Origin of the sequence: Tessaracoccus sp., from assembly GCF_016714275.1 — a bacterium.
In the GTDB taxonomy this organism is placed as follows: domain Bacteria; phylum Actinomycetota; class Actinomycetes; order Propionibacteriales; family Propionibacteriaceae; genus Arachnia.
On sequence record NZ_JADJNP010000013.1, the window covers coordinates 1 to 23,085 of the forward strand.

28 protein-coding genes are annotated in these 23,085 nt (G+C 69.6%); 23 read left to right on the top strand and 5 right to left on the bottom strand.

The genetic code is table 11. The features are described from left to right. From IPJ61_RS21035 to IPJ61_RS21105, 15 genes are all read left to right on the top strand, one after another. Positions 1–1,260, top strand: a 1,260-nt coding sequence (locus tag IPJ61_RS21035; protein WP_297112466.1) for a hypothetical protein, incomplete at its 5' end; no start/stop codon positions are given. Next, the gene (locus IPJ61_RS21040) at positions 1,257–2,822 is read left to right on the top strand and encodes a hypothetical protein (RefSeq protein ID WP_297112467.1); all 1,566 of its coding nucleotides are present in this window, start codon (positions 1,257–1,259) and stop codon (positions 2,820–2,822) included. The genes IPJ61_RS21035 and IPJ61_RS21040, both read left to right, overlap by 4 nt. Before the next feature lie 79 nt (positions 2,823–2,901). Continuing rightward, positions 2,902–3,546 carry a hypothetical protein gene (locus tag IPJ61_RS21045; RefSeq protein ID WP_297112469.1) on the top strand — a complete coding sequence of 215 codons (645 nt, stop codon included), beginning with the start codon at positions 2,902–2,904 and terminating at the stop codon, positions 3,544–3,546. Between the two features lie 13 nt (positions 3,547–3,559). Next, positions 3,560–4,513, top strand: a complete 954-nt coding sequence (locus IPJ61_RS21050) for a hypothetical protein (RefSeq protein ID WP_297112471.1) — start codon at positions 3,560–3,562, stop codon at positions 4,511–4,513. Positions 4,514–4,540: 27 nt separating this feature from the next. Then, positions 4,541–4,909 carry a hypothetical protein gene (locus IPJ61_RS21055; RefSeq protein ID WP_297112473.1) on the top strand — a complete coding sequence of 123 codons (369 nt, stop codon included), beginning with the start codon at positions 4,541–4,543 and terminating at the stop codon, positions 4,907–4,909. A gap of 58 nt (positions 4,910–4,967) precedes the next feature. Next, a complete protein-coding gene (locus tag IPJ61_RS21060; RefSeq protein ID WP_297112475.1) occupies positions 4,968–5,639 on the top strand; it encodes a hypothetical protein in 672 nt (223 codons plus the stop codon). Then, a complete protein-coding gene (locus IPJ61_RS21065) occupies positions 5,636–6,271 on the top strand; it encodes a hypothetical protein (RefSeq protein WP_297112477.1) in 636 nt (211 codons plus the stop codon). Before IPJ61_RS21060 ends, IPJ61_RS21065 begins: the two co-directional genes overlap by 4 nt. Beyond that, positions 6,268–7,209 (top strand): hypothetical protein, encoded by a 942-nt coding sequence (locus IPJ61_RS21070; protein ID WP_297112480.1) that lies wholly within the window; start codon positions 6,268–6,270, stop codon positions 7,207–7,209. The genes IPJ61_RS21065 and IPJ61_RS21070 overlap by 4 nt, the downstream gene beginning before the upstream one ends. Further along, positions 7,210–7,683 carry a hypothetical protein gene (locus IPJ61_RS21075; RefSeq protein ID WP_297112482.1) on the top strand — a complete coding sequence of 158 codons (474 nt, stop codon included), beginning with the start codon at positions 7,210–7,212 and terminating at the stop codon, positions 7,681–7,683. Beyond that, on the top strand, positions 7,680–8,924 hold the full coding sequence (locus tag IPJ61_RS21080) for a hypothetical protein (protein ID WP_297112484.1): 1,245 nt from the start codon (positions 7,680–7,682) through the stop codon (positions 8,922–8,924). The genes IPJ61_RS21075 and IPJ61_RS21080 overlap by 4 nt, the downstream gene beginning before the upstream one ends. Continuing rightward, positions 8,921–9,463: a hypothetical protein gene (locus IPJ61_RS21085; protein WP_297112486.1), complete on the top strand. Its 543-nt coding sequence runs from the start codon at positions 8,921–8,923 to the stop codon at positions 9,461–9,463. Before IPJ61_RS21080 ends, IPJ61_RS21085 begins: the two co-directional genes overlap by 4 nt. Positions 9,464–9,576: 113 nt before the next feature. Next, complete coding sequence (locus tag IPJ61_RS21090) at positions 9,577–9,864, top strand: hypothetical protein (RefSeq protein ID WP_297112489.1); 288 nt, start codon at positions 9,577–9,579, stop codon at positions 9,862–9,864. Positions 9,865–9,866: 2 nt separating this feature from the next. After that, positions 9,867–11,084 carry a hypothetical protein gene (locus tag IPJ61_RS21095; protein ID WP_297112492.1) on the top strand — a complete coding sequence of 406 codons (1,218 nt, stop codon included), beginning with the start codon at positions 9,867–9,869 and terminating at the stop codon, positions 11,082–11,084. Between the two features lie 50 nt (positions 11,085–11,134). Then, positions 11,135–11,863: a hypothetical protein gene (locus tag IPJ61_RS21100; RefSeq protein WP_297112496.1), complete on the top strand. Its 729-nt coding sequence runs from the start codon at positions 11,135–11,137 to the stop codon at positions 11,861–11,863. Beyond that, positions 11,860–12,636, top strand: coding sequence for a hypothetical protein (locus IPJ61_RS21105; RefSeq protein ID WP_297112499.1), 777 nt, complete (start codon positions 11,860–11,862; stop codon positions 12,634–12,636). Before IPJ61_RS21100 ends, IPJ61_RS21105 begins: the two co-directional genes overlap by 4 nt. Before the next feature lie 14 nt (positions 12,637–12,650). Here the strand turns inward: IPJ61_RS21105 and IPJ61_RS21110 are convergent, their stop codons facing one another. Together IPJ61_RS21110 and IPJ61_RS21115 are read right to left on the bottom strand one after the other, a co-directional pair. Next, positions 12,651–13,124 carry a hypothetical protein gene (locus IPJ61_RS21110; RefSeq protein ID WP_297112503.1) on the bottom strand — a complete coding sequence of 158 codons (474 nt, stop codon included), beginning with the start codon at positions 13,122–13,124 and terminating at the stop codon, positions 12,651–12,653. A 271-nt stretch (positions 13,125–13,395) separates the two neighbouring features. Continuing rightward, the gene (locus IPJ61_RS21115; protein ID WP_297112506.1) at positions 13,396–13,581 is read right to left on the bottom strand and encodes a hypothetical protein; all 186 of its coding nucleotides are present in this window, start codon (positions 13,579–13,581) and stop codon (positions 13,396–13,398) included. Positions 13,582–14,102: 521 nt separating this feature from the next. Here IPJ61_RS21115 and IPJ61_RS21120 point away from each other — a divergent pair. From IPJ61_RS21120 to IPJ61_RS21155, 8 genes are all read left to right on the top strand, one after another. After that, on the top strand, positions 14,103–16,580 hold the full coding sequence (locus tag IPJ61_RS21120; protein ID WP_297112509.1) for a hypothetical protein: 2,478 nt from the start codon (positions 14,103–14,105) through the stop codon (positions 16,578–16,580). Then, positions 16,577–17,200 (top strand): hypothetical protein, encoded by a 624-nt coding sequence (locus tag IPJ61_RS21125; RefSeq protein WP_297112512.1) that lies wholly within the window; start codon positions 16,577–16,579, stop codon positions 17,198–17,200. The genes IPJ61_RS21120 and IPJ61_RS21125 overlap by 4 nt, the downstream gene beginning before the upstream one ends. Positions 17,201–17,401: 201 nt before the next feature. After that, a complete protein-coding gene (locus IPJ61_RS21130; protein ID WP_297112515.1) occupies positions 17,402–17,587 on the top strand; it encodes a hypothetical protein in 186 nt (61 codons plus the stop codon). Between the two features lie 96 nt (positions 17,588–17,683). After that, complete coding sequence (locus IPJ61_RS21135) at positions 17,684–18,136, top strand: hypothetical protein (protein WP_297112518.1); 453 nt, start codon at positions 17,684–17,686, stop codon at positions 18,134–18,136. Continuing rightward, positions 18,133–19,782 carry a hypothetical protein gene (locus IPJ61_RS21140; protein WP_297112520.1) on the top strand — a complete coding sequence of 550 codons (1,650 nt, stop codon included), beginning with the start codon at positions 18,133–18,135 and terminating at the stop codon, positions 19,780–19,782. Before IPJ61_RS21135 ends, IPJ61_RS21140 begins: the two co-directional genes overlap by 4 nt. Further along, entirely contained in the window at positions 19,779–20,300 is a 522-nt protein-coding gene (locus IPJ61_RS21145; protein ID WP_297112523.1) for a hypothetical protein, read from the top strand. Before IPJ61_RS21140 ends, IPJ61_RS21145 begins: the two co-directional genes overlap by 4 nt. Positions 20,301–20,388: 88 nt before the next feature. Further along, positions 20,389–20,793: a hypothetical protein gene (locus tag IPJ61_RS21150; RefSeq protein WP_297112526.1), complete on the top strand. Its 405-nt coding sequence runs from the start codon at positions 20,389–20,391 to the stop codon at positions 20,791–20,793. A gap of 263 nt (positions 20,794–21,056) precedes the next feature. Next, positions 21,057–21,644: an NlpC/P60 family protein gene (locus tag IPJ61_RS21155; protein WP_297112529.1), complete on the top strand. Its 588-nt coding sequence runs from the start codon at positions 21,057–21,059 to the stop codon at positions 21,642–21,644. Positions 21,645–21,733: 89 nt separating this feature from the next. Here IPJ61_RS21155 and IPJ61_RS21160 read toward each other — a convergent pair whose 3' ends face one another. From IPJ61_RS21160 to IPJ61_RS21170, 3 genes are read right to left on the bottom strand one after another with little or no spacing between them, the layout of a single operon-like run. Beyond that, entirely contained in the window at positions 21,734–21,991 is a 258-nt protein-coding gene (locus tag IPJ61_RS21160; RefSeq protein ID WP_297112532.1) for a hypothetical protein, read from the bottom strand. After that, a complete protein-coding gene (locus tag IPJ61_RS21165) occupies positions 21,988–22,401 on the bottom strand; it encodes a hypothetical protein (RefSeq protein WP_297112535.1) in 414 nt (137 codons plus the stop codon). Before IPJ61_RS21165 ends, IPJ61_RS21160 begins: the two co-directional genes overlap by 4 nt. Positions 22,402–22,451: 50 nt before the next feature. Beyond that, positions 22,452–22,949, bottom strand: a complete 498-nt coding sequence (locus tag IPJ61_RS21170; RefSeq protein WP_297112538.1) for a hypothetical protein — start codon at positions 22,947–22,949, stop codon at positions 22,452–22,454. Positions 22,950–23,085: the final 136 nt, after the last annotated feature.

Genomic DNA, 23,085 nt, shown 5'->3' on the forward strand with positions numbered 1-23,085 from the left:
GAGATCGGAGTGACCGCGCCGGTGTTCTCGCGCCTCGCCCACGTCAAGAAGGCTGCGGCGGCCCTGTGGGATCCGAAGTGGTTCCGCTGGAAGGAGCGCGACCAAGCCTATCGGTTCCGCGTCGGCCCGATCGTACAGCTCGTCTCGGCGCACCAGCAGAGCGAGGACGCGGGCAGCCCGATCCAGGGCGCGAATTGGGTCGCGTGCGCAAGCGACGAGCTCCAGGACCACCACGACCGCAACGACGACATCAACGCCCGCGGTCGCGCCGCGCCGGGCGGCATCTACAAGCGCCTCTGCACGTCGACCTTCAAGGACAGCACCGAGTGGCGCAACTTCCGCGACAAGGCCGGCAAGTCGGCGGACTGGATCTTCGCCAAGCTGCAAGGGCTCGAGTCGCCGTTCCTGTGGCCGCGCTACTGGCAGGCGATCCGCGACGGCGGTATCACCGAGCGCGAGTGGCAGCGCCGCGTCCTCGCGATGGACGTCGGCCCCGAGGCGCAGCTCTATCACTGCTGGCGGCGCTCGCTTGACGACGGGTCACCGGCGAACCTGCGCATGATCCCGCTTGGCGCCGTCGACGTGACCGCGGAGATTCTCGCGCCGTACGCCAGCGAGGGGGAGCGCCTGACGACCCTCGTCGGACACGACCCCGGCAAGCGCCAGCACGTCTCCGAGTTCCTCAAGGCGTACAGGTTTCGCGGCGAGAAGCTGGCCCGGTGGTTCGTCGTCGACGAGGTGACGTCGGTCGACGCGACGATCGAGAAGCACGTCGGCGATGTGCTCGAGCGCGCGCGCGGCAAGTGGCACGCGCACCAGGTCGACCGGCGCGGTCAGGCCGACCCGACGTCGGGCCGCATGCTGGTGCGCGCCGACCCGCACACCCGCAGCGGCGACGACCACCCCGACGCGACGATGTACACGGTCTGGCGCGCGCACGGCATCAAGATCCGCGCCGCCGCGTACAGGCCGGGCAGCACAGAACCGGGCGTCATCAAGCGCGAGTCCCGATTCAACTTGGTGAACACGCTGCTCTGCGACGTGAACGGCATCCGCCGGTTGTTCGTCGCCTGCGACGACAAGGGCAAGGCCGCGGCCCCGCAACTGGTCAAGGCGCTCGAGACGATGGAGCGCAACGCCGAGGACAAGGGCGAGCACGAGAAAAAGAACGGTGAGGATCGGTCGCACTGGCCGGCCGCGGTCGGCTACGCGCTGTGGCAGATCGAGCACCCGCGCATGGCCAAGGCGGTGGTGTCATGACCACGCCGATCCGCGCCGTGCTCGCGACGCTGCCGAGCGGCGTGCAGGGGCAACCGCTCGACGACGAGGAACTGGCGAAGTACCTGCGCGACCACTGCGACCGCGACGTCGACCAGGCGCGCGAGAAGCGGCACCGGATCCGCGATGCCTTCTACCACGACGGCGGTGTCGACGATATGCGCGCGGTCGTGCAGGGGGCGTTCACCGACGGCAAGATCGTTGAGCGCATCGTGCGCATGCTGCCGCTCGCGCAGTTCAGCAACCCGACCAAGCGCATCGTTGGCGAGCTCGCGACGGTCTACGCCGAGCCGGCCAAGCGCAAGGTCGGAGGCGACGACGCAAACCAGGCGCGCTACACGTCGATCGTCTCGGCCGCGTCGCTCGACGAGCAGATGGACAAGGCGTGTCACCTGTTCAACCTTCACCGGGCGATCCTGATCGGCCCGCGCGTGCGCCCGGCCCCGGACGGCTCGCCCGAGGTCGTGATCGACGTGTGCAGTGCGGCAAACGCCCGCCCGGTCATGCACCCGAACGACAACACGCAGGTCATCGGGTGGCTCACGCGCATCCAGTACCGCACCGTCCGCGGCGCATCGCCGCGCACGCCGGCGTGGCTGCTCACCACTGATCATGAGTGGGAGACGCTCGACGAGAAGATGCAGCCGATCGCGGGCACGCGCGAGGAGCACGGGCTCGGCGTCAACCGATGGATCCCGATCACCGACAGCCTCCACGCGCCCGACTTCTGGCCCGGCAACGACGGCGAGGATCTCGTCTCGGCGCACAAGGCGACGTGGCTGATCGAGGCGATGATGATCAAGGAGACCCGGACCGCCTCGCGCGTTCCGGTCTTTCAGGGCGATTCGTCGACGATGGCGCGCGGCATGAGCATGGACTCGGCCGAGATGATGGAGGCACCCGAGGGCACGACGATCACGACCGTCGAGATCGGGACCGACATCAAGGTCTACATGGACGCGGCCGACCACAGCCTCGAGCGGGCCGGCAACAACTACGGACTATCGTTGGCCGCGCTCAAGCACCAGGGCGTGCAGTCGGCCGAGGCGCGCGAGCTGATGCTGGCGCCGGTGCGCGACCGCCGCGGCCGGCAGGTCAAGATCTTCCGCCGCGCCGAGGCGCATCTCGCCCGCACGATGGCGGCCGTCCTCGCCAAGTACGCCCCGGGCTACGGCTTCGACGCTGAGGGATGGTCGATCGACTTCGGTGAGGCGCGGGTCCAGCTCAGCCGCAAGGACCGCCTCGACCTGTTCTTGACCGAGCGCAGCGCCGGCCTTGCCGACTCGGTCGAATTCCTCATGACCGAGGACCCCGACAAGACCGCCGAGCAGGCGTGGGACGAGATCCTCGAGCACATCCGCATCGAGACGATGGTTCAGGTCGCCAAGCGTCCGCTCATGGCGATCAGCGGAGCCCTTGGAGGCATCGCGGCCCGCGCTGACGGCGCGCCGACGGGTGGTCGACCGGCCGACGATCTGTCGCCGACCGACCAGCCCGATCTCGAGGCAGCCGACCCACCTCACGCCGAGGGCGTCGCAGCCTGAACGATTCGCCTACCGGCGGCGCAAGCCGGGTGCCTGAGACGGGACGACCGCCCGCAACACGGTTGGACACGAGGACGACATGCCCGACGACAACGCGACCAGCGACCAGACCCCACCGATGCAGTCGGCTGCGCCCGCCCCGCAGCCCGCCCCAGCGATCACGCAAGCCGATCTCGATCGGGCCGTGGCCGCCGCGGCGCAGAAGGCGCACGACGCTGCATGGGCCGAGTCTCGACGTCTCCGCGACGCCGCCAGCAAGCCGCCCGCGGCCCCAGCGCCGCAACCCCGCACCGATACGACCGAGCCGCAGGCCCACGCCGACCCGCTCGCCATCCTCAAGCTCCGCGACGACTTCGACGACGCGACCGCCGACCTCCAGTTGGCATCGCCGCAGCGTCGATTCCTCCGCGAGCAAGTGATGGCGACGCGACCGCCGGACGTGGCCGCCTTCGTGCGCGGGTTCGTCGACGTGTGGGGCAGCAAGCCCGCCGCACCCGCGGCGACCACCACGAACGTCACCAACCCCGCGCCGGCATCGCCGGCGCACCCCGCGACCGCGATGCTCGGCACAACGCCGCCCGTGACGGTCACCTCCGATACTCCGCTGACGAGCCTCGGCAAGACGGACCTCGACGCCGCGATCCGGCGCCTCGGCCCGCACGAGTTCTCCAAGCGGTGGATGTCGGAACTGGCCAGCTCAGGGAAGCGCATCCCGATCCGCTGAAAGGCACGCCGCCATGGCGAACGAAATCACCACGACCACCTTCGACGACCTCACCTACACCGCGGCGGTTCAGCCCGTCGTGATCGCCGCGCTGTCCGAGCAGGGCGGCCTCTGGCGCCTCGGGCGCGAGTTCAACATCATCGACCAGCCGTCGACCGGGGCCAAGATCCCGACCGAGACGGCGTGGTGGGGCTCGGCCAACGACGACGGCGACGGCGTCGACACCGAGTTCGACGGCACCCAGGGCACCGACGTCAGCAACACCAGCGCCTCAACCGGATCGGTCACCATCTCGAGCGGCGAGTACGTCGTCGGCATGGAGATCACCGACAACGTGATCGAGGACTCGGTTCGCGGCATTGACATGTTCATGTGGCTCCGCGACCGCCACCTCAAGGCGATGGACCTCGCCTGGACCGACGACTTCTGCGCGCTGTTCGCCGGCCTGTCGAACACCGTCGGATCGACCGGCGTCGACCTGACGATCGTCCAGGCGATCGCCGCGCAGCAGGGCCTCCGCGTCCGCGGCGCCGAGTCCGACTCGACCTTCTACGTGTTCGACAACCAGCAGCAGCTCGACCTCGACACCGCGATTCTGACGGGCAACGCGGCGGCGGCGGTCTACGCGCTGTCGGCCGACCGCCTGATCGGCTTCGCGCCGAGCGCCGACAACGGCATGGGCGCCTCGCGCATCACCGGCCGCCTGCGCAACCTGCCGGTCATCACGACCGGCCTGACCGACACCGCCAACGGCGCGGCCGACGTCGTGGGCGCGTGCTTCTGTGCGACCTCGGCGGCCAACGACGCGAGCGGCTCGACGACCTTCGGCTACGTCTGGAAGCGCCTGCCGCGCCTCGAGACCGATCGCATCGTCGCCGGACGCTCGACCCTGATGGTCACGTCGTCCCGCTGGGGCTGCGGCGAGCTCCAGGACGGCAGCGGCACCGGCATCGTCACCGACGCCTGATCGAACCCACGGACCAAGGAGAAACACATGCCGAAGCAAGGACGCAACCGGGGCCAGATCACCGCCGAGGGCAACGGCACCCCCACCGTCGCCGTGGGCGCCGGCTGGGGCGCCACCGGCTCTGCCGCGCTCACCACGGGCGCGAACGACGTGGCCGGCCAGGTCGTCGTGACCGCCGCCGGCGGCACGTACGCGCAGGCCACCGCGACCGTGACCATCACGTTCGCTACCTCCTACGCCGCTGCACCGCGCGCAGTGATCGTGACGTGCGTCAACGCCGTCGCGATCGACACCGGCCACGTGTCGTACGCCGTGACCGCCGATGCGCTCGTGCTGACCTACAAGGTCTTGCCGGCGGCCGGGGCCTACACGTTCGACTACCTCTGCATCGCCTGAGGGCGATGGCCGACCGGGGCGGCGGTGTTCCGCCCCACCACTTTCGAGGTGACCAGCCATGGCCGCAGCACTCTGGATCAAGATCGGCGCCGAGCAGGGCGAGCAACGGCGCGCGCGCGTCTGGGACGAGAAGGCCCAGGCGTACGTGACGCCCAAGTACGAGAAGGGCCACGCCAAGGCTGGTCGCCCCATGATCGAGCGCCTCCCCGCGCTCGGCCATGACGGCACCGACATCCACAACATGCGCAAGATGCGCGGCGTCAAGCGGTACTCGACCTTCCTGCGCCATGACGGCCACGAGGTGTCGATCCCACTGACGAACGCCGCCGCGCACGTCCCGGCCGAGGACACCAGCTACGCGCGTGACCGGCAGCTCAAGGCGCGGCACTTCGGCTGGATCGAGCAGGGCAAGTGTCCGCTCATCATGCTCGCCAGCGGCGACCTGATGCCCGAGCAGATCGAGGCTGCCGAGCTGATGGCGCGCGGCGCCGCGCCGTGCCACCCGGCCGACATCGGCGGCGACAAGCCGCCGTGTGAGCACTACCTCGCCGAGAAGCGCGCGCGGAGGCTCAAGAACGACCAGCGCACCGCCGAGCGTGAGGCCGCCCACGAGTCAGAGCAGTCCAAGCACACCAAGGCTCTCGAGGTCATGACCAGCAAGGTCGCCGACGCCGTGGTTGCCTCGATGGCAGGCAAGCCCGACCCCGCGCCGAAGGGTGCCGGCAAGTGACGTTCGCCCCGGTCAAGCGCCTGCGCCCGCTGCTGACTCCGCAGGAGATCCGCGAGGCGACGGTGCGCGACTACACCCGCGCTGCGGAACGGGCGGGCGCGCCGACGATCGCTCGCGAGATCGAGCGCCAAGCCGTCGCCGACTGCCAGATGGTGGACCGCTTCAACGCCGCCAACCGGTCGCCGTCGGCGGCGAAGTTGTCCAAGGCGCGGGCTGCCGAGAAGGCGAAGCGCGCGGCCAAGCGGGCGAACGTGTACGCCGACGCCGGCCTCGAGGTCGTGGCGCCGATGAAGACCACGCCGCAGATCGTGCGCTCGGCGCACATGCCGTGCGAGACGGACACACGGTGGATGCTCGCGCGCGGCCGGGCCAAGCGCATCCTCGAGGGCACCGCGGCCAGCTCCGACCCGTTCGTCGCGACGCGCACGGCGACGATCCCTGACCTCGCGTACAAGCTGATGCGGATCTACGCCGACTTCGCGACGCGGAACATTCCGCGCCGCGAGGGCGACGAGCGCAACCCCTTCGCCGGCCTCAAGCCCGGCGATACGTCCCGCGTCTTGCAGCGCCTCGTCGAGGACGTCTGCGACGCGTCGTCGGGCCGCATGGGTCCATGGTTCGTGCCCAAGTGACCACCACCCAAGACATCCAGTTCGCCGTGACCGGCCAGTCGCTGATCCTCGACTGCGAGGACGGCCGGCCCGCGTCGATCACGGATGTCCAGGTGTGGTCGACCTCGGCCGACGACACCTCGACCGAGGAGGCCGCGACGACCGGCAGCGCCGCGGTCGAGACGAACCCGAACACGACCCTATCCGCCGCGGGCGGATCGGGCGTGGATCCGACGTCGCTGACCGTCACGTCGGCGACCAGCATCGCCGTGGCTCGCGTCTACCGCCTCGCCGCCGCGTCGGGGCTGTACGAGGACGTGACGATCGCATCGGTCAGCGGCACGACGGTCACGGTCAAGCAGCCGCTGATCAACGACTACCCGAGCGGCTCGACGCTCAAGTCCTGCCGCGCCACGATCGGCATCGACGCGACGTGGGTCGCCGACCTCAACAACCTGTCCCCGACGTGGACGCCGAACCCGGCCTACCGCGTCCGCTGGACCGTGGTGGACGGCGCCGGCGCCACGCAGGTCTACGACCGCTACTTCGACTTGGTGCGCTACGCCGCGCGCCACGGCGTCACGCCGCCGATGGTCGAGGCACGCTGGCCCGGGTGGCTCGACGGCCTGCCGCTGGACTGCCGCACCGATCAGGGCCGGTCGATCATCGACCGCGCGTTCAAGGCTCTCCGCTTCGACCTCTACGGCGACAACAAGGCCGATCAGGCGATCCGCAACGCCGAGGCGGTCGCCGAGCTTACGATCCTCCGCGCGCAGCTCCTCGCGATCGAGGATGCCGCGACAACCGGCGGCGGCGTCGACGGCAACCGCTACGAAAACGCGAAGAAGGTCTACGACCAGCGGTATCAGCAGTTCGTCCGCGCGCCCGTGATCGCCGTCGACACCTCGGGCGGCGGAGCTGCGCAGCCGATCGCGCCGACCCCACTGTGGAGGCGGTAGATGGCGACGACCACGCCAGCCGAGATCCGCACGGTGATCATCGCCCGCATCGCCGCGTTGACCCCGCCGACGCACGGGGCGAACCTGTACACCGCGCATCGGGACGATCGGCTCGACCTGCGCGCGTGGGCCGCCGCGAATCCGCTCGGCTGCCTGCGCCGCTTCGACGTCGAGACGCGCGGTGACACGAGCTCGCCCGAAGTCACGATGGTCACGCTCGAGCAGGTCCGCGAGACGTTCGACATCGTGATCGCCTACCCGGAGAGCAACCGCTTCTCCGGTCGCCGCGGCCTCGACGACGTGATCGCGTCGGACCTGCGGCACATCGACTACTACGCCGGCACGACGGGCTTTTCCATCACGCCGACGAGCAACGCCACGATCATCAGCACGCAATACAGCCGCGAGCAAGACGGCGCCGTTTGGTTCGGCGTCATCCCGCTCGAGGTCGTCTATTGGAGGGCCTCACCATGACCGCCTGTTCGAGCAAGCTCCAGCACATCAGCTACGTCGCCGAGTCGGCGTGGGGCGAAGCCTCCACGTCGGCGACGAGCGCGCAGACCATCCCGACCACGGTGATGGCGAACCTCGCCGGCCTCGGCCGGATGATGATCGACCCGGGCCGGGTCGTGCAGTACCGCAACGAGCGGCCCAAGATGATCCCGGGCCCGTTCGAGGGCGACTTCACCGTCGAGATCGAGGCGATCGGGCACGGATCGACCTGCGCCGGCGCGGTCACCGCGACCGCAGCCGAGACGCTCCTCGGCTACGCCATGGGCGCCGTCGCGTCACCGACCAGCGCGGACGGCACCACGATCAGCGGCACGGCCTCGACCGCGACCAGCCTCAACGTCGCCGCCGCGTCGGGTCTGCTCGTCGGGCAGATCATCCGCCTCGGCGCGAAGAACGACGGGCGCGGCGACGGTCAGCCCGCGGTGGTTGCCTCGCACGGGACCTCAGTGATCGCGCTCAAGACCGCCGCGCCCGCCGCGATGGATACCGCTGCCGACGTGGTCTACACGTCGATCAACGTCCACACGGTCGAGTCCACCTGCGCCGTCACGTCGTTGCGCATGTTCGTCAAGACCGCCGACACCTCGTGGTGCCTGCACGGCTGCTTCATCAAGTCGATCGCGTTCACCGGCGGCGCGCCCGGGACCATCGCGAAGTGGCAGATTACCTTCGGCGTGTCGTGGATGGAGCCGATCACCACGACGTTCCCGGACACGACCACCACCGCGGCGTGGACCACCGCCGCCGTGCCGACCGCGGCCGGGTCGGTGTTCATGAACACGTACGGCACCGCCACCCGCGCGACGCTCACCGCCCGCGCCATCTCGATCGGGATCACGCTCGGGATCGTCCCGGTCATGGGCTACGACGGCGCGAGCACGTCGCAGATGATCGTCGGGGCCAAGCGCATCCCGGACAGCCTCAAGGTGTCGATGACCGTCGACGCCGAGGGTGACTCGGCCACCCCCCCCTGGTACACGGCCTGGAACACCAACGCGCGCCAGCACCTGCTGATCGCGTGGTCGGTCGGCGACGGCTCGACGCTGAGCTGCTACTTCCCGAACCTGTGCTGGTCCGGCAAGCAGCCGACCCAGACCGACCTCGACGGCCTCAACCGGGTCCCGCTCGAGCTCGAGGCGGGCACCGACACCGCGGGGACCACCGACCTGTCCCGGTCGGCGATGCGCTGGGGGCTCGCGTGAGCGTCAAGCTGGCCCTCACCCTGGCCGAGCCGTACCGCGTGATCTCGCGCTACGACTCGGCGATCAACCTGCCGCCCGAGCCGGCCATCGGGCCGCGCCCCGATCGCAAGGACGGCGAGTCCGACGATGAGTTCCGGGCCCGCGCCGAAGCGTGGGCCGCACCCCTGCGCGAGTGGGGCAAGCCGCTGCGGGTCGCGCGCGAGACGGGCGACTACAAGCCGATCCTCAAGGACGGCGAGCAGCCGACGATCTTTGTGCTCCGGCAGATCACCGCGACCGAGTGGACCGCGATCGACAGCGCCCTCGCGCGCGTCGACGGGTCCCGCGCCGCGATGTTGCTCCTCGCCCGGATCGGCGTGCTGCGACTCGAGGGCGACGCGCCGACCGCGGCCAACCTCGCGCCCGAGGTCGACGCGGCGTTCCCCGAGTTGGGCAAGATCCAGCCACCGCGGTTCGTCGACCTGTTCACCGGCACCGAGCGGATCCTCCTCGAACTGGCCGAGGTCATCGTCGACCGGAGGCACACGCCCCCAAACTGATCGAGGGAGCGCGCCTCCTCCCTTACTTCGTCGAGGCGATGCGAAGCGACCGAGCACCGCCACCTGACTGCGCGACCTGCCGAGCCAAGATCCCAATGCACGATCGTCAATCCATGGGCTGCGCGTACGAGCCGAGCGCCAAGAGCGCCGCGCCTCAGTACGTCCTCGTGCGTGGCATCGTGCCGATGCTCGATTGGGCGCCATCGGTCTGCCCGTACTACCTCGGCCGCCTGCCGATGGTCGCCGAGGCGTTGCAAGCTCTGCCGCACTGGAAGGCCGGCACGCTCACCGAGTGGTGCGGCGGCCCGCCGACGCGCGCCATGCTCGCGGCCGTCGCCGAGCTGGACAACGCGCGCGAGGGCTACGCGCAGGACCCGAACCGGCCGAAGGGGGAGGCGTAGCCATGGGACTCTTTGGAAGCGCCGTCAGCGCGATCACCGGAGCGGTGATCATGGACTACAAGGTCAACACCGAGCAGGCCAAGGCCGCGGTGAAGGGCCTGTCGGGCGTCCAGAAAAAGGCCGCGCTGGAGCAGGTCAAGGCCCTTGAGGAGCAGGGCAAGGCCGCCGAGTCGATGGCCGGACAGTACGCCAAGGGCGGTGCGATCATCCTCGCCGCTGCCATGGCCGCGAAGGACGGCCTCGCGCAGATGCGCGAGGAGGCGCGGCTCACGCAGGGAAGCGCGGGCGTCAACATCGACTCGCTCAGCGAGTCGTGGGACGGCCTCAAGACGCGCATGGAGTTGATGACGCTCGCGCAGGCAGGCCACCGCGGCGCGTGGAAGCTGACCACCGGTCAGCTTCAGCTCGTGAGCGAGGGCATGCGCGCCCTCACGAAGGAGGGCTACGAGGCCGACAAGATCTTCGATCGGTTCACCGAGGTCCTGAAAAAGGGCAAGCTCGAGGGCCTCGACGAGTTCGGCCTGTCGGTGCAGGCGACGGGCGATCAGTCGAAGGACTTGCAGGTCCTGATGACGGCGCTCGGCAAAGAGGTTGCCACCGTCGGCGGCAACTTCGAGATGGCCGGGGACCAGGCGCAGCGATCGATGGTCAAGATGGAGGATGGGATCGCGCGCCTGCGCGTCACCGTCGGCAAGCTGACGGCTGGGCTTCTCGACATGGCCGCCGCGTACGGTGAGGGTATGGGCGAGGCGGTCTTTGGCTCGCTGCCCGAGGAGCGGGGCACGGAGGGACGCGCCGCGATGTACGCGGCAGCTCCGCTTTATGCGGGGCGGGTCGGTCATCAACCGCCAGCACCAGGGTCAGCGGAAGCCAGGACGGACTGGTCGATCGCGGCTACGGGTTGTTCGCGAATCCGACGACGCCGAAAAGAAGGCCGGCGAGCGCTCTCCCGATTCAAGCTGGCGTCGATCGGTCGCGCGACGGCAGGGCCCGCTCGCGACCGCATCGCCGGCCGAGTTCGCGAAGTTGGTCGCGGGCCTGCCCGCGGATTGGCGACTCGTCGACGACGAACTCGCGAAGCGCGTCGACGACATGCAGGCCAAGTTGGTTTGGCGCATGGCGAGCAGGATCAACAACGCTGCCGCGCCCGGCGGACCCGCGGACAAGCCGGAAGGCAAGCCCGGAGGGCAAGGGTGGCGGCAAGTCGATCGGCGGGCTGATCTTCGGCGCGGTCGACTCAGCCATCGGTGCCGTCGACAGGCTCGCGGCGTTGCGCGATGCGCGCCAGGCCGCATCACAGGCCGCCGCCGACGAGGCGCGCTACCAGGACGTGCTCGCGCAGCGCCAAGCCGCGCAGGCCGAGGAGTTGCGGCGCCTGTCCGTCGACATCCAGTCCGAGGCCGCGGGGCGCGATGAGGCCGAGCGCGAATCCTTCCTCGAGCGCACGTTCGGCAAGCTCGAGGAGTTCGATGCCTACGCGGCCGGATTCGGCGTGCTCAAGTCGGCGGTCACCGACGGATTTCAGGCGTGGATCAGCGGCGCCGAGTCGGTGGGGACGGCGGTGCGCCGGTCGATCGCACAGTCCCTCGGCGGCTACGCGGTCGAGATGGCCGGCATGGCGCTTGTGTCTGCGGCTCACGGCATCTACCACCTGACCAATCCGTTGACCGCGGCACAGGGCGCGGGAGAGCTATTCGCGGCGGCCAAGTACGCCGCCGCCGCGACGGCGCTCGGGGTCATGGCCAAGACCGTCGCTCCGAGCGGCGGTGGCGCTGGTGCTTCGTCTGGTGCCAGTGCAGGCGGGTCATCGTCTCGTCGACGCAGCCAGGACCACCGCGGTAGAGGTGATGGCCCGGGCGGGTATTCCCCAACGGCATCGACGGTGGTCATCGTCAACGACACGTTTACCGACAGCCAGCGTCAGCGCGAGCGGTCGGTGTACGCGGCGATCGCGCGCACGCAGACCGTCTACCGTCCACCGGTGGGAGTATCGTCATGAGCGCGTGCGGGCGACTCGAGGCGCAGTTCACTGTTCCGGCCGGAGGCTGGACGGTTGCGGTCACGATCACGGCGATCGGCGGCCCGTACAATGTCACGGTGGCGGCCAACACGTACACGCCCACGTCGTTTCTGACCGCGCTACAGACGTCACTGGACGCTGCGAGCGGATCCGATGGCGCGTTCGCCGTGTCGGCGAGCTTCACCGACCGCACCGGCACGGGGCTGGTCACGATTGCACACGCCACCGAGACATTCTCGGCGACGTGGACATCGACCGACATGCGCGACCTGCTAGGGTTCTCCGGGAGCCTGACGCCGGCTGCGCTGACGTTCACCGGGGCCTCAGCTATGCGCGGCGCATGGCTACCCGACTGCGAGATCGACACGACGTATGGCGGGGAGGCCGGCCACTACGAGCACGATCGGTCCGAACTCGTCTCGCCCGACGGCACGGTCTACGCGCTGTCCTATGCCACGTCCCGCCGATACCTGCCCGAGATCCGGTGGGCGCTGATCTCTCGAGCCCGAGCGCGTACAGCCGCTGAGACTACCCCGGGGCAGTCCTACGAGACGTGGTGGCGCGACACGCACGGCGGGCTGTACTCGTACTTCGCCGCAGCTCCGCAGGTGACGGTCTACGACGACTCGACCACCTCGAATTCGATCGGGACATTCCGCCTAACGGGGCGCGTCGACACGAGCATGACCAAGGCTGCCGCGCCATGGCACGGCCTCTGGGAGATCACCGCGGCCGGATACAAGGTGCCGTGATGCTCTCGCTGTCCTCAACGACGAGTCGCGACCGCGCGCCACGCTGCGTAGGTCTGCCCGGTGGTGCCGATGCGCCACAGTCCGACAAACTGCGCGGTGCCGTCGGGGCATCCGTAGTAGTAGGCGATGCGATCCATCCCATTGTCCTGCCCGGGGGCGAACCAGTTGGCCGCGCCGTCCTGGTCAAATTCTGCGTTGACCTGAATGCTGCCGATGGTCACGCGCGACGTGTCGATGCCCGTGGCGACGGCGGTCATCGTGTCAGCGTCGAGCCATGGACCCTCGGCTGGGTCGCACGGATTCTCGGCGGTCCCCTCCTGCCGGAACTCACAGCCCCACGAGAGATCCCACGTCCCGATGGGCTCGAACGGCTGGGCGATCTCGCACTCCGCGATGGCGTGCGGCGTGGTCAGGCTGTACGAGGCGGGCCCGCCATCGGAGCAGGCAACAACGGCGAGCATGGCGGCGGCGGTCAGTACGGTGCGCATCCCTACAACATCACGCCGGTTTGCCCGGCGCGCAAGGGCTACCGCTAATGGGTGCCACCCTGACCATGCTGAACACCGGCCGGCCGTCGGTGGTTTACGTTGTACAAATCGAGGGTTACGACGCGATCCTGACCAGCGCCGTGCCCGATGTTGCGCTCACGGCCTGGCGGGATTCCACCCCGTTGGGGTCAGCCGAAGTGTCGCGGGCATTCGGCGGCCTGTCGGTAGCATGGGAGCAGTCACAGCGCATCGACCCGTGGGAGCCGTTCGGTCAGCCGCCGATCTGTCGCCTGATGGTGGCGCCGTCGATCAACGACAACGGCGAGCCGGTCGACACGCTCGGCGTCGAGGTCCACAAGCGGTCGGGCGGGACCGAAACGTTTCTCGACGCGACGATGACGCCTGCATCAACGACGGCCACGGTCCTGTCGTCGTCGGCGTTCGCGGCGTCAGGCACGATTCACATCGGTCCCGAGGCTATCGCCTACGGCAGCAAGTTGGCGCCGGCGTCCCTCACGTCGCTGACCCGCGGCAAGTTCGCGCCGTTCACGACCAGCTCGGGCGCCCGGTTCGCGCGGTCGCACATCGTCCGCGATATCTCGACCGCGACCGGCGATCCGGTCGGCGTCGGCTTGCCCCCGATCGTCTCGACCGAGCGCACCTCCTGGACCGGCCGCGGCGTCGCGGTCTGGATCTGCCGCTACTACGCGTCTGGCACCTTCGACGGACCCGACGACGCACACCTCTCCTTCGCCGGAACGATCGCGGGCATCTCCGAGGGCCCCAACGGAGAGACGATCATCGAGTGCGAGCACATCCTCCGCAGCGTCTATGAGTCGCGCTTGATGGCTGACCCGTTTACCGCGAAGGTCACGGACGGCTACTACCTGGGCCTGGTCGGCGGGCTTGGTCCCGGTACTGACAACGAGTTCCAGTGCGTTTCTCAGGGTTCCACGTCGGAATGCCAACCCGCTGACCGTGGTCAGCGGAGCGCCGACCAGCGTCAACGAAATCCAGACTGGGTTCTACACGTCGGACGAGATCGCGCAGGCGATCACCGCGTGGCTACAGGCCGAGTACACCGCGGGGCGCCTGCTGTTCTCGGGGGCGTACTCGAACCGGGCCACGCCCGACGGGTTGCGCGGCGTGCTGTCGTACGTCGACGCGACCGCGGGCAGCGCGCTGCGGTCGCTCTCTCTATTCGTGCCGCCCGGCAACCTGTGGCGCTTCCTCGGATGGGATACGCCCAATCTGTTCGCTCAAGGATCGGGCGTGGTCGGCAGCGAGCGCGCCGCCACCCCTCCGTTGCGCGCACTGATCTCGAACATCGGCGGGCGCCTTCCGATCTCCAACGAGCGCGGCAACTGGATCGATCAGGGGTCGATCTTGCCGGCGTCGCTCTTTGACTCGAGCGGCACGCAGGAGGGCATCGTCAAGATCGGCAGCCTAGGGCATGCGGTCGTGTCCAAGCAGACCGGGTACCTGAACGTCTTTCTGAACGTCGGGCTTGACCGCTACCTATTATCGACGGGAGGCGAGATCGCGATCGAGTACGACGACGACCAAGACGTGACGCTCCAGCAGGTAATCGTGGCCGAGGGCGATTTCAAGTCGCTGATGCTCCAGATCCTGTTCTCGACCGGCGCGTCCGGTTTCAACCACGCCACCTACGACACGCTCGCGTCGGACCTCGGCTGCGCGCTGCCGTACTCGCTCGCTGGCGCCGACTTCGTCTCGGACGTTGAGAACGTCGACGGTGCGGACGCGACGATCTGCATCGTCATCGACAAGCCGACCCGTTTCGTGGACGTGTTCAACGTCGACTTTCTGCTCCGGTGGGCCTACTTCACCTGGGGCGCGGGCCGGATCCACATGCGCGCATGGGGGACTCCGACCGCCGGGGCCGCCGTAGTCGATCTGGTCGAGGCGGACAAGGCGATCTCCGTCGGCCAGTCCGGCACGGATCGGCAGCGGTCGACGAGCGAGGAGCGGTTCGAGTACATCCGCAACAACATCACGGTCCGATACGGGCGCAACGCCGACGGAGACCTTGTCTCAAAAATCAGCTTCACCGATCGGTCGTCGATGTCGGCCCACGGTGCGCGAGGGGTTGTCCTCGACGCGATCAACACGCTCGGGCAGTCGTCGATCGGTGACATCGTCGGCGTGATCGCGCGGTTCTCGGGAGCGCTGCCGATGTTCTCGCGCCCGCACAAGATCGTCCGCATGACGATCGGCCCGCACATGTACGAGCAGCTCGTTCCGGGCACGCTCGTCACGATCACCGACAGCCACATCCGCAACCCCGAGACGGGCCTGCACGGGATCACTGGATGGCCCGGGATCGTCGTGGCCAATCATCACGGATGGGGCGGTCCGGTGCCTGGCATCGACGGGCGTCCGTCGATCGACGATGCGAGCGGTGAGGTTGACGTGATGATCTTCGACCGCATCACCGCAGCCCCGTACGGGTACGCGGCGCAGGTTGACGACACGGCCCCGAACTCCGGTTACGACGCCGGCACGGTCACGCTCAAGACCTACGACCACCAGTACAGCACCGCGTCAGGTGCGCTCGACGCGAGCCACTTCGCTACCGACGACGTGGTTCGGATCCTCGAGATCGACCCGCCGGACCCCACCGCGGCGCTGACGTGGACGAGGACCGTCGCGTCGGTCGCTTCGTCCGAGATCGTACTGACATCAACGCTGTCATCGCCGGCATGGGACACGGCCAAGAAGTACCGGATCGTCCCAGCCGAGTACGGCAGCGTGGCCGCGTCGCAGAGGGTCACCGCGTTCCAGGCCGATGACGGCGACGGATTCATCGTCGACACGCGCCAGCCGTTCGGGATGATCTCGAGCGGTGTCGGGCAGTCGTCGACGTTCACGCTTTCGGCCGCAACCGAGCGTTGCCGGCGCTACAGCACGCATCAGGTTGGCGACGGCGTGACGTTCGATGCTGGTGCGGCGCGCGACACTGCGAGGCTGGTCAACAACCTCGTGAACTACAAAACCGCTCCGCAGAACCCGACGATCTACAGCGATACGCGCAGCGACACGCCGACCGGGACGTGGGTGCTCGTCGAAGCGTTCCCGCAGTTCGTCGGGATCGGGCCGGTGTTTGCGTCGGTGACGATCAGGCTGTACGTGGCGCCGATGTACCGGTCAAAGACGGTCGGGTCGGTGTCGGTGCGGGTCACGCTGAGCCGGCTCATGCCGCAGGGGGCAACGCGTCACGACGTGGTCCACCTCGACCCGTACATCCAGACCACGTTCACCACAACATCGACCACCTTCGCGATCCCTACCGCGGTGGGGCTCGACTGCCGGCACGTCACGCTCGGACTCGGCGGGTTCGCCGGCCTCGGGTTTGTGTGCGTCGAGGTGAACAGCGGTGACGCTGAATACCTCGGCCTGCCGACCTGCTACGTCGGTCCACAGGAGTCGCCGTGAGTCTGCTATCCCGTCCCAAGCTGATCCACTGGCAGCGCGACGCACTCAACGGCATGAGCCCGTCGTCGTCGTTCTACGCGAAGGTAGTCGAGGCCGAAAACCACCTGACCGCATACCGCCACCGATGCGTGTACCGCCGTGCGTGGATGCTCGGCAATGCGGCATATGGCTACGCCGGTACGACGACGCTCGCGCGGTTTCGGTTCCGATCGGGCCATGGCGTCACCGGTGCGCGTGTGATGCTCATCATGGGTCGTGACAACACCGGCGCAACCGCGACGACGCCGTATGCGTCGGTGACGATCGGCGCGACGACCGCCGGCCCGTTCTACTACGGCCAGAACCCGACCGCGAGCGATGACGCGCCCGATGACATGATCCTGGTCGCCGACACGATCGCGATCTCGTCCGATACGACCTACTCCTGCTCGATCACGACCGGCGATTACGCGCGCGTCATGGCGGCGTGCATCTACGAGGTCGGCGCCGACACCGTCGACGAGGCAACCGAGTGGTTCAACGCGACGATCCCGCAGGCCGGACGTCGATCTGACGCGTTCCAGGGTCGGATCCTCCAAGGGTTGTCCAGATGCACCGGCACAACGCCGGGTCGGTCGTAGAACTGGAGCCTGATCAACGGAGCAGCTCGGACCCGCACCTCGGCGACCGCCGCGAACCTCGTCGACAACACGTCGACCGGCGCGCCCACTGCCGCAACGCCTGGGGTCAATCTGAATTTGGCCTATCGCGCGACCGAGGGCGTCGCGACGGTTGCCGGGGAGCTGGCCGCGTACGCATCGATCCCGGCAGGGTCTGGAACCGTGACGCTCGTCGACAGCGGCGGGTCGGTTGTGGCGACCGCGACGGTAAACAGCGCAACCCCAGGATGGTTCACCGGGACGTGCGCGCTGCCCGCGAGTCTCGCCAAGTACGATCTCCAATTCGCCGGCGACGGCACGAACCAGATTTCCGTATACGCCGTGTCCTTCATTGAGTATGAGAGCTAGACCGGGGCCGCATCTGTGGTTGCCGTGAGTTTCGGTTAATAAGGTTGAACTGTCAGCGTCCCGCGCGCGCGGGCACGCTCACTCCAAGGAGTCCCCATGACCGCCGGCCTACAGTCGAGCACCAACAACACGACGTTCACGATCAGTCTCGTCGAGGCCGCCACCGCCAACAACAGCCCGCCATCGGGCGCGACGGCCGGCATCGCGACGCTGACGCTGGCTGAGGGCCTCGGGTATCGCCCCGCGGTCGCCTCGCTGGCCGTGGTCAGCACCGCCGGATCAGGGACGATGACCGTCACCGTCCGCATGTGGGGCTACATCACCTCGCTCGCGAAGTGGATCCCGATCGGCCCCGGCGGCGACACGACCAAGGGCACGGTCAACGGCGGGTCGGCGATCGGCGAGACGAGCGCCAACGCGATCACCCACGTCGAGGAGTTCCGCAACCCGTTCCACTTCGATCGCCTGTACGCCGAGATCCTCGCGATCGGCGGAACCAGCACGGCGATCACGGTGGCGTTGATCGCGCCGCGGTACGGAGCGCCGTGAGGGCACCCGGCGCGTACCTCCACGAGTTCGGCGGCTACTTCGGTCGCGCGCCGCTGATCCCCGCGTCGCCCGACGACTTCGCCACGCGGACCGGCGTGACGCTGTCCGGGATGTACAGGTGCAACGAGTCGTCGGGGTCCCTCGCCGATCTGGTCGGCGGCACCGCCCTCGCGGCGAATGGATCGCCCGTGTACGCGACGCCGACGACGTGGCGACCGAGCGTGCGCTACCCCGCCAGCTCGGGGCACGGCGCCGACGTGCAGGCGCTCGGCACCGGGTCGGGCTGGTACGCCGCGGTGTTCCGGGTCGCGGATCCGACGATCGCCCTGCCCGGCATCGTCGGCAGGTACAACTCCTTCTTTGCCGAGTCGATCAATCTCTACTCGCAGACCGGCGGGACGCAGTGGACGGTGCAGGTGCGCGACGCCGCTGCTGGCCAGGTGTCCGCGGTGGGCACGACCAACGTCAGCGCCGGGGCGTGGCTCGGTCAGATCCAGATCGATCGAGCCGCGGCGGTCGCGCGTGGGCGCATGTCGAGGATCGGCGGCGGCGTCACGCCCGAGCAGATCAGCGCGTCGATCGCCGGATTCGTTTCTCTCGACGGCGTAGGCAGAAGTTCGGCCTCGGAACGCCCAGGGCATCTTCGGCGGCGGCGCGTCGGTAAGCCTCGCCCTGGCCGCGACCGGTGTGCAGTGCGAGGGCGTCGGGTTCATGGCCGCGATGGCTGCGGCGCTAGGAGTCGAGTGATGCGCGACCTTGCCAAGATGATCCCGATCGCAGGCCGCGAGGCCGGCACGGTCGTCGTCGACGGCGCCGACTACCGGATCGAGCGGCTCACGGCCGGGCGTATCCGCGTCACGATCGACAACGGGCGGCAGATCACGATCCACGAGGGCACGCGCGAGCGTGATCGCGCGCTGCAACGTCGACGCGCACCCGCGGTTCCGCGCTGCGCTCGCGGCGGCGGTCAACGGGGCGCCGGCCGCCGTGGCAGATCCGCCGGGAGGCCCGCGCAAGTGACCCGTGAGCCGCCCGATAGCGGCTCGGGCCGCGTGCGTGGTCGGCTGATCGATCCGCCGTCTCCGCGCCACGCCGATCACACGCGCACGCCGACGCGTCCGGGTCCGCACGTCGTGCCGGGCCTCGACGACACCGAGGACGACTTCCCGGGTCCGCTGACGCCGGTGGAGCACCTGATCTCGCGCGTCGGCAAGGTCGAGGAGGTCGTCGCGGACCACGCCGCCACGATCGCGGAGCGCCACGAGATGCCCAGCACCGAGGCGTGGCAGCGGCTCGAGGACACGGTCTACGCGATCCGGTCGGCGGCAGATCGGCACACGCGCGAACTGTCCGTCGAGGTCGTGCGCCTCGGTGCGCGGGTCAAGATCTGCGAGGACGAGCGCCAGAAGCGCGGCCGGTGGACGCTGATCGTGAAGTGGCTCAAGGGCATCGGCGCGGGGGGCGTGGTCATGGCGTTGCTGTGGGCGGTGACGATGATCGGCGACGCGGGCGGCGCCCGCGAGGCTGCGGCCCGCGACAAGGCGACCGCTCGCGAAGTGTTCCAGGACGTCCGCGCCCTCCGCGAGCAGTTCGCGGCGGATCACGCGCTTCTTCAACTGCTCGTCTCGAGGTTCGCACCGCCATGATCCACACCCACCGACCCACGATTCTCGGCGCGCTGATCGGCGCCGCCCTCGTCACCATCGCGATCCTGGCGCTGACCGCGCGGGCCGACGCCGATCCGCCCGATGCCGGGCCCGACCCGGTGGTCCTCGCCGACCACGCACCCCGGGCATCCCTCGCGGCGCCGGCACCCGACGCGCCGGCGCCGTCCGACGACCCCGGGATCATCGGTCACGCGCTGGACGTCGCCGGTCCGGTCGGTCGCGGGGCGCTCGGGGGCATCGCGTGCCTTGTCGTCGCGTGGCTCCTCGCGCGCGCACGTGACCGCTGGGGCTGGCTCCGGCGCGGGTGGGCGGGCAACGCGGCGGCCACAGCCTACGCCGCCCTCGCGACGTTTGGCGGGGTCGTGGCGGTCGGTGGCAGCGTGGGGGCGGGCCTGACCGCGGTCGGCGGCGCGCTCGCGGCGGGCATGGCAATCGCGCGCGACCCCGAGACGGCCCGACGGCCGGTGCTCGCGTTGGGCGAGGAGGTGCCGACGTGATCGACGGCCTCGACTACCTCGCCGAGCTGGCCCTGCGCCTGATCGTCGAGCGCCGCGACGACCACGACCCCGGCGACGAGGACCGATCGTGAACGACTACCGCGCCGGCCTGTTCGCCCTTGCGCTCGCCGCCCTGGTCTACGGGATCGGGCGGGTCCGGCGCTGGCTCGACGGCCGCGAGCTCGCCCGGGTCACGACCCGCGCCGTCAACGCCGAGGCCGCGACCGAGCGCGCCGCCGCCGAGCGGGACCGGGCACAACTGCAAGAGGCCGCCACGCGCGACCACGCGGCCGATCAGGCGCGGGGGCACGAGGCGGCCGGGGAGATCACGACCCATGCGACTGGACGCCCTGACGCTGATCGCGCTGCTCTGTACGACCGCATGCGGGACGCCGCGCACGACCGTCGTGCGGGTGCCGGTGCCGGTGCTGACCCCGCCGTGCGTGATGTACCGGGCTCCGGTGCCACCCGAGGCGATGATGCCGGGGACTGACGCTGAGACGGCGTGGCTTGCGTCGTGGGCGCGATGGACGGCCTACGTCGAGGCCGCGTGCGGGACGGGCGAGAGGCCCGTGTGGCGGCAGTGAGGGCTTGCCGCTGCGGCGCCCCGCTCGGCCTCCAGCCCGGCCGCGCCGGCGCCGTGTCGATCGGGCTGGTCAGCGGCGAGGAAGTGTGCACCCGGTGCGGGGCGCTGGATTCCGACCGAGACGCGAAGCCCGAGAACGTGCCGCCCCGCAAGGGCGGCAGGAGGTAGCCGTGTCCCTACTCGATCCGCTCCTGGCCCTGTTCCGACGGTCGATCGCCAATCCGCCGGCGCCTGATCCGGTCCTCGAGGTCGAGCGGAAGATCCTCGAGCTGCCCGACCCCCGGGCCGAGCGGGTAGTGGCGCGCGCCCGGCGACACCTCGGGACGGGCCGCTACGGGTTGGGGCGCGGAGGTCGCCACCCCGACGCCGTGACCCCGTTCGATCGCGACGGCCTGTGCGACTGCTCGGGGTTCGCGGCGTGGTCGCTCGGTCGCGACCGCAAGACCGACGAGATCGACGGGGGCTGGATCTCGACCGACTCGATCGTTGCCGACGCCACCGGGCCGCGCAGGATGTTCCGCGCCGTCCCGATCGGCGAGGCGGCCCCCGGCGATCTCGTCGTGTACGGCGGGCAGCGCGTCGGCGGCGTCCGCGTGCGTATCGGTCACGTCGGCGTGGTCGTCGAGTCCGGCGCGACGTGGGATGCGGTGCGGGTCATCCACTGCCACGGCGGCAAGCGGCCGGCCGTGAGCGAGTCGACCGCGGCGCTGTGGGGGCGCAAGCGCGGGATCGTCGCGCGCCCGGTCGCGTGGGGCTAGTCAGCCCGGCCGGGCGTGGCGTCGTCGGGGCCGGGCGTCTTGGTAGCGGACCGTGCGGCGCATATCCTCGGTGCGCTCGTCAACGAGGCTCACGGCCCCACCGCCCGCAGGATCTCCGTGGCGATCGCCAGGAGCGAGTCCTCTGCGGCGAGCTGGGCGGCTTCGAGCGTTGGCGCGATGCCACGGTCGGCAGAGTTGGACCGCTGATACCGGCCGCGCTGCGTCCAGATCCATGAGCCATCGCAGGCGTAGATCGCCTGCAACGTGCATCCCATGATGATGAGGGCCCACGATCCACCTCGGATCTGACCCCACCCCGCCGCCGGATTGCGCTCTGGCGCCGTCACGACTCGACCCCCATCCACATCGGGATCATCTCGTCGGCCTCGGGGTCGAGGCTGCATCGCGCGCCGCGGTCCTTGTCGGGGTGATCGATCTCGCGACAGGTCGCGCGGAGCACGTCCGCTCGCAGCCCGGCCATGTCGGTCATCCAGTGCCCTCCACGGCATGACCACGACCGGACCACCGGCGCGGGCGCGCCGCCGATGCCGCCGGTGATGACCTGCCACCATCGACCGCCGGCGCAGCATTCCAGCGCGATCGGGCCGCTGGACCAGATCAACGCTTCGGCGACGGTGCGATGGTAGGTCACGCCGGCGATGACTCGCGACGACTGCATCGCCGATCGCACCATGGCGCTGGCTGATGACCGCAGCGCGCCGACGTCGGCACCATCGCCCGACGCGGCGACGATCATTGCGTCGATCTCGGATTCGAGATCCCGCCAAGCCGGGAAGCCGTGCGCGCTCACGACTCGACCCCCATCGCGCGGAGGAGGGCGGCGCGGGCCGAGCCGACACCGTCCGCGTCTCCGCTGGCCGTCCAGTCGCCGACCGCCTCGGCGAACTCATCCACCAGCCGCCGCGCCTCGTCGTGCGTGGGGCGTGCCTCGGCCACCGCCCGGGCCCGGTCCGCGGCGATGGCGGCGCGGAGGTCCGTCACCTCGACCATACGCATCGGGTTGCCGCCCGCGTCGGTGCGGATGCGGATGGACCTGCCGGCGCCGACGTCGATCATCTCGTCGACGATGTTGACGATCGCCTCCTCCACTTCCGGCGCCGCCTCCAGCGCCCGGGCGACCTCGGCCGCGACGTGGGCGGCGAGGATGCTTGACCACGCCGCCTTGATCTCGGCGCGCACGTCATCGTCGATGGCGGCCCACTCGCGCTTCAGGCCGCGCCGGTCGAGGATGTCGCGCTCGATCTCGTCGATGGCGCTGGCGAGCGCCGCGCGGGTGTCGGTCATGCGTCACCGTCCGGGTCGAGAGTCGTGCGCTCAACTCGCACCTTCGGGCCGTCGTCGATGTCCGTTTCGAGGTTTCGCACCCACGTTGCGACCGGGAACTCCTCCCATTCGTAGTTGCGGTCGGCGTACCGCGCGA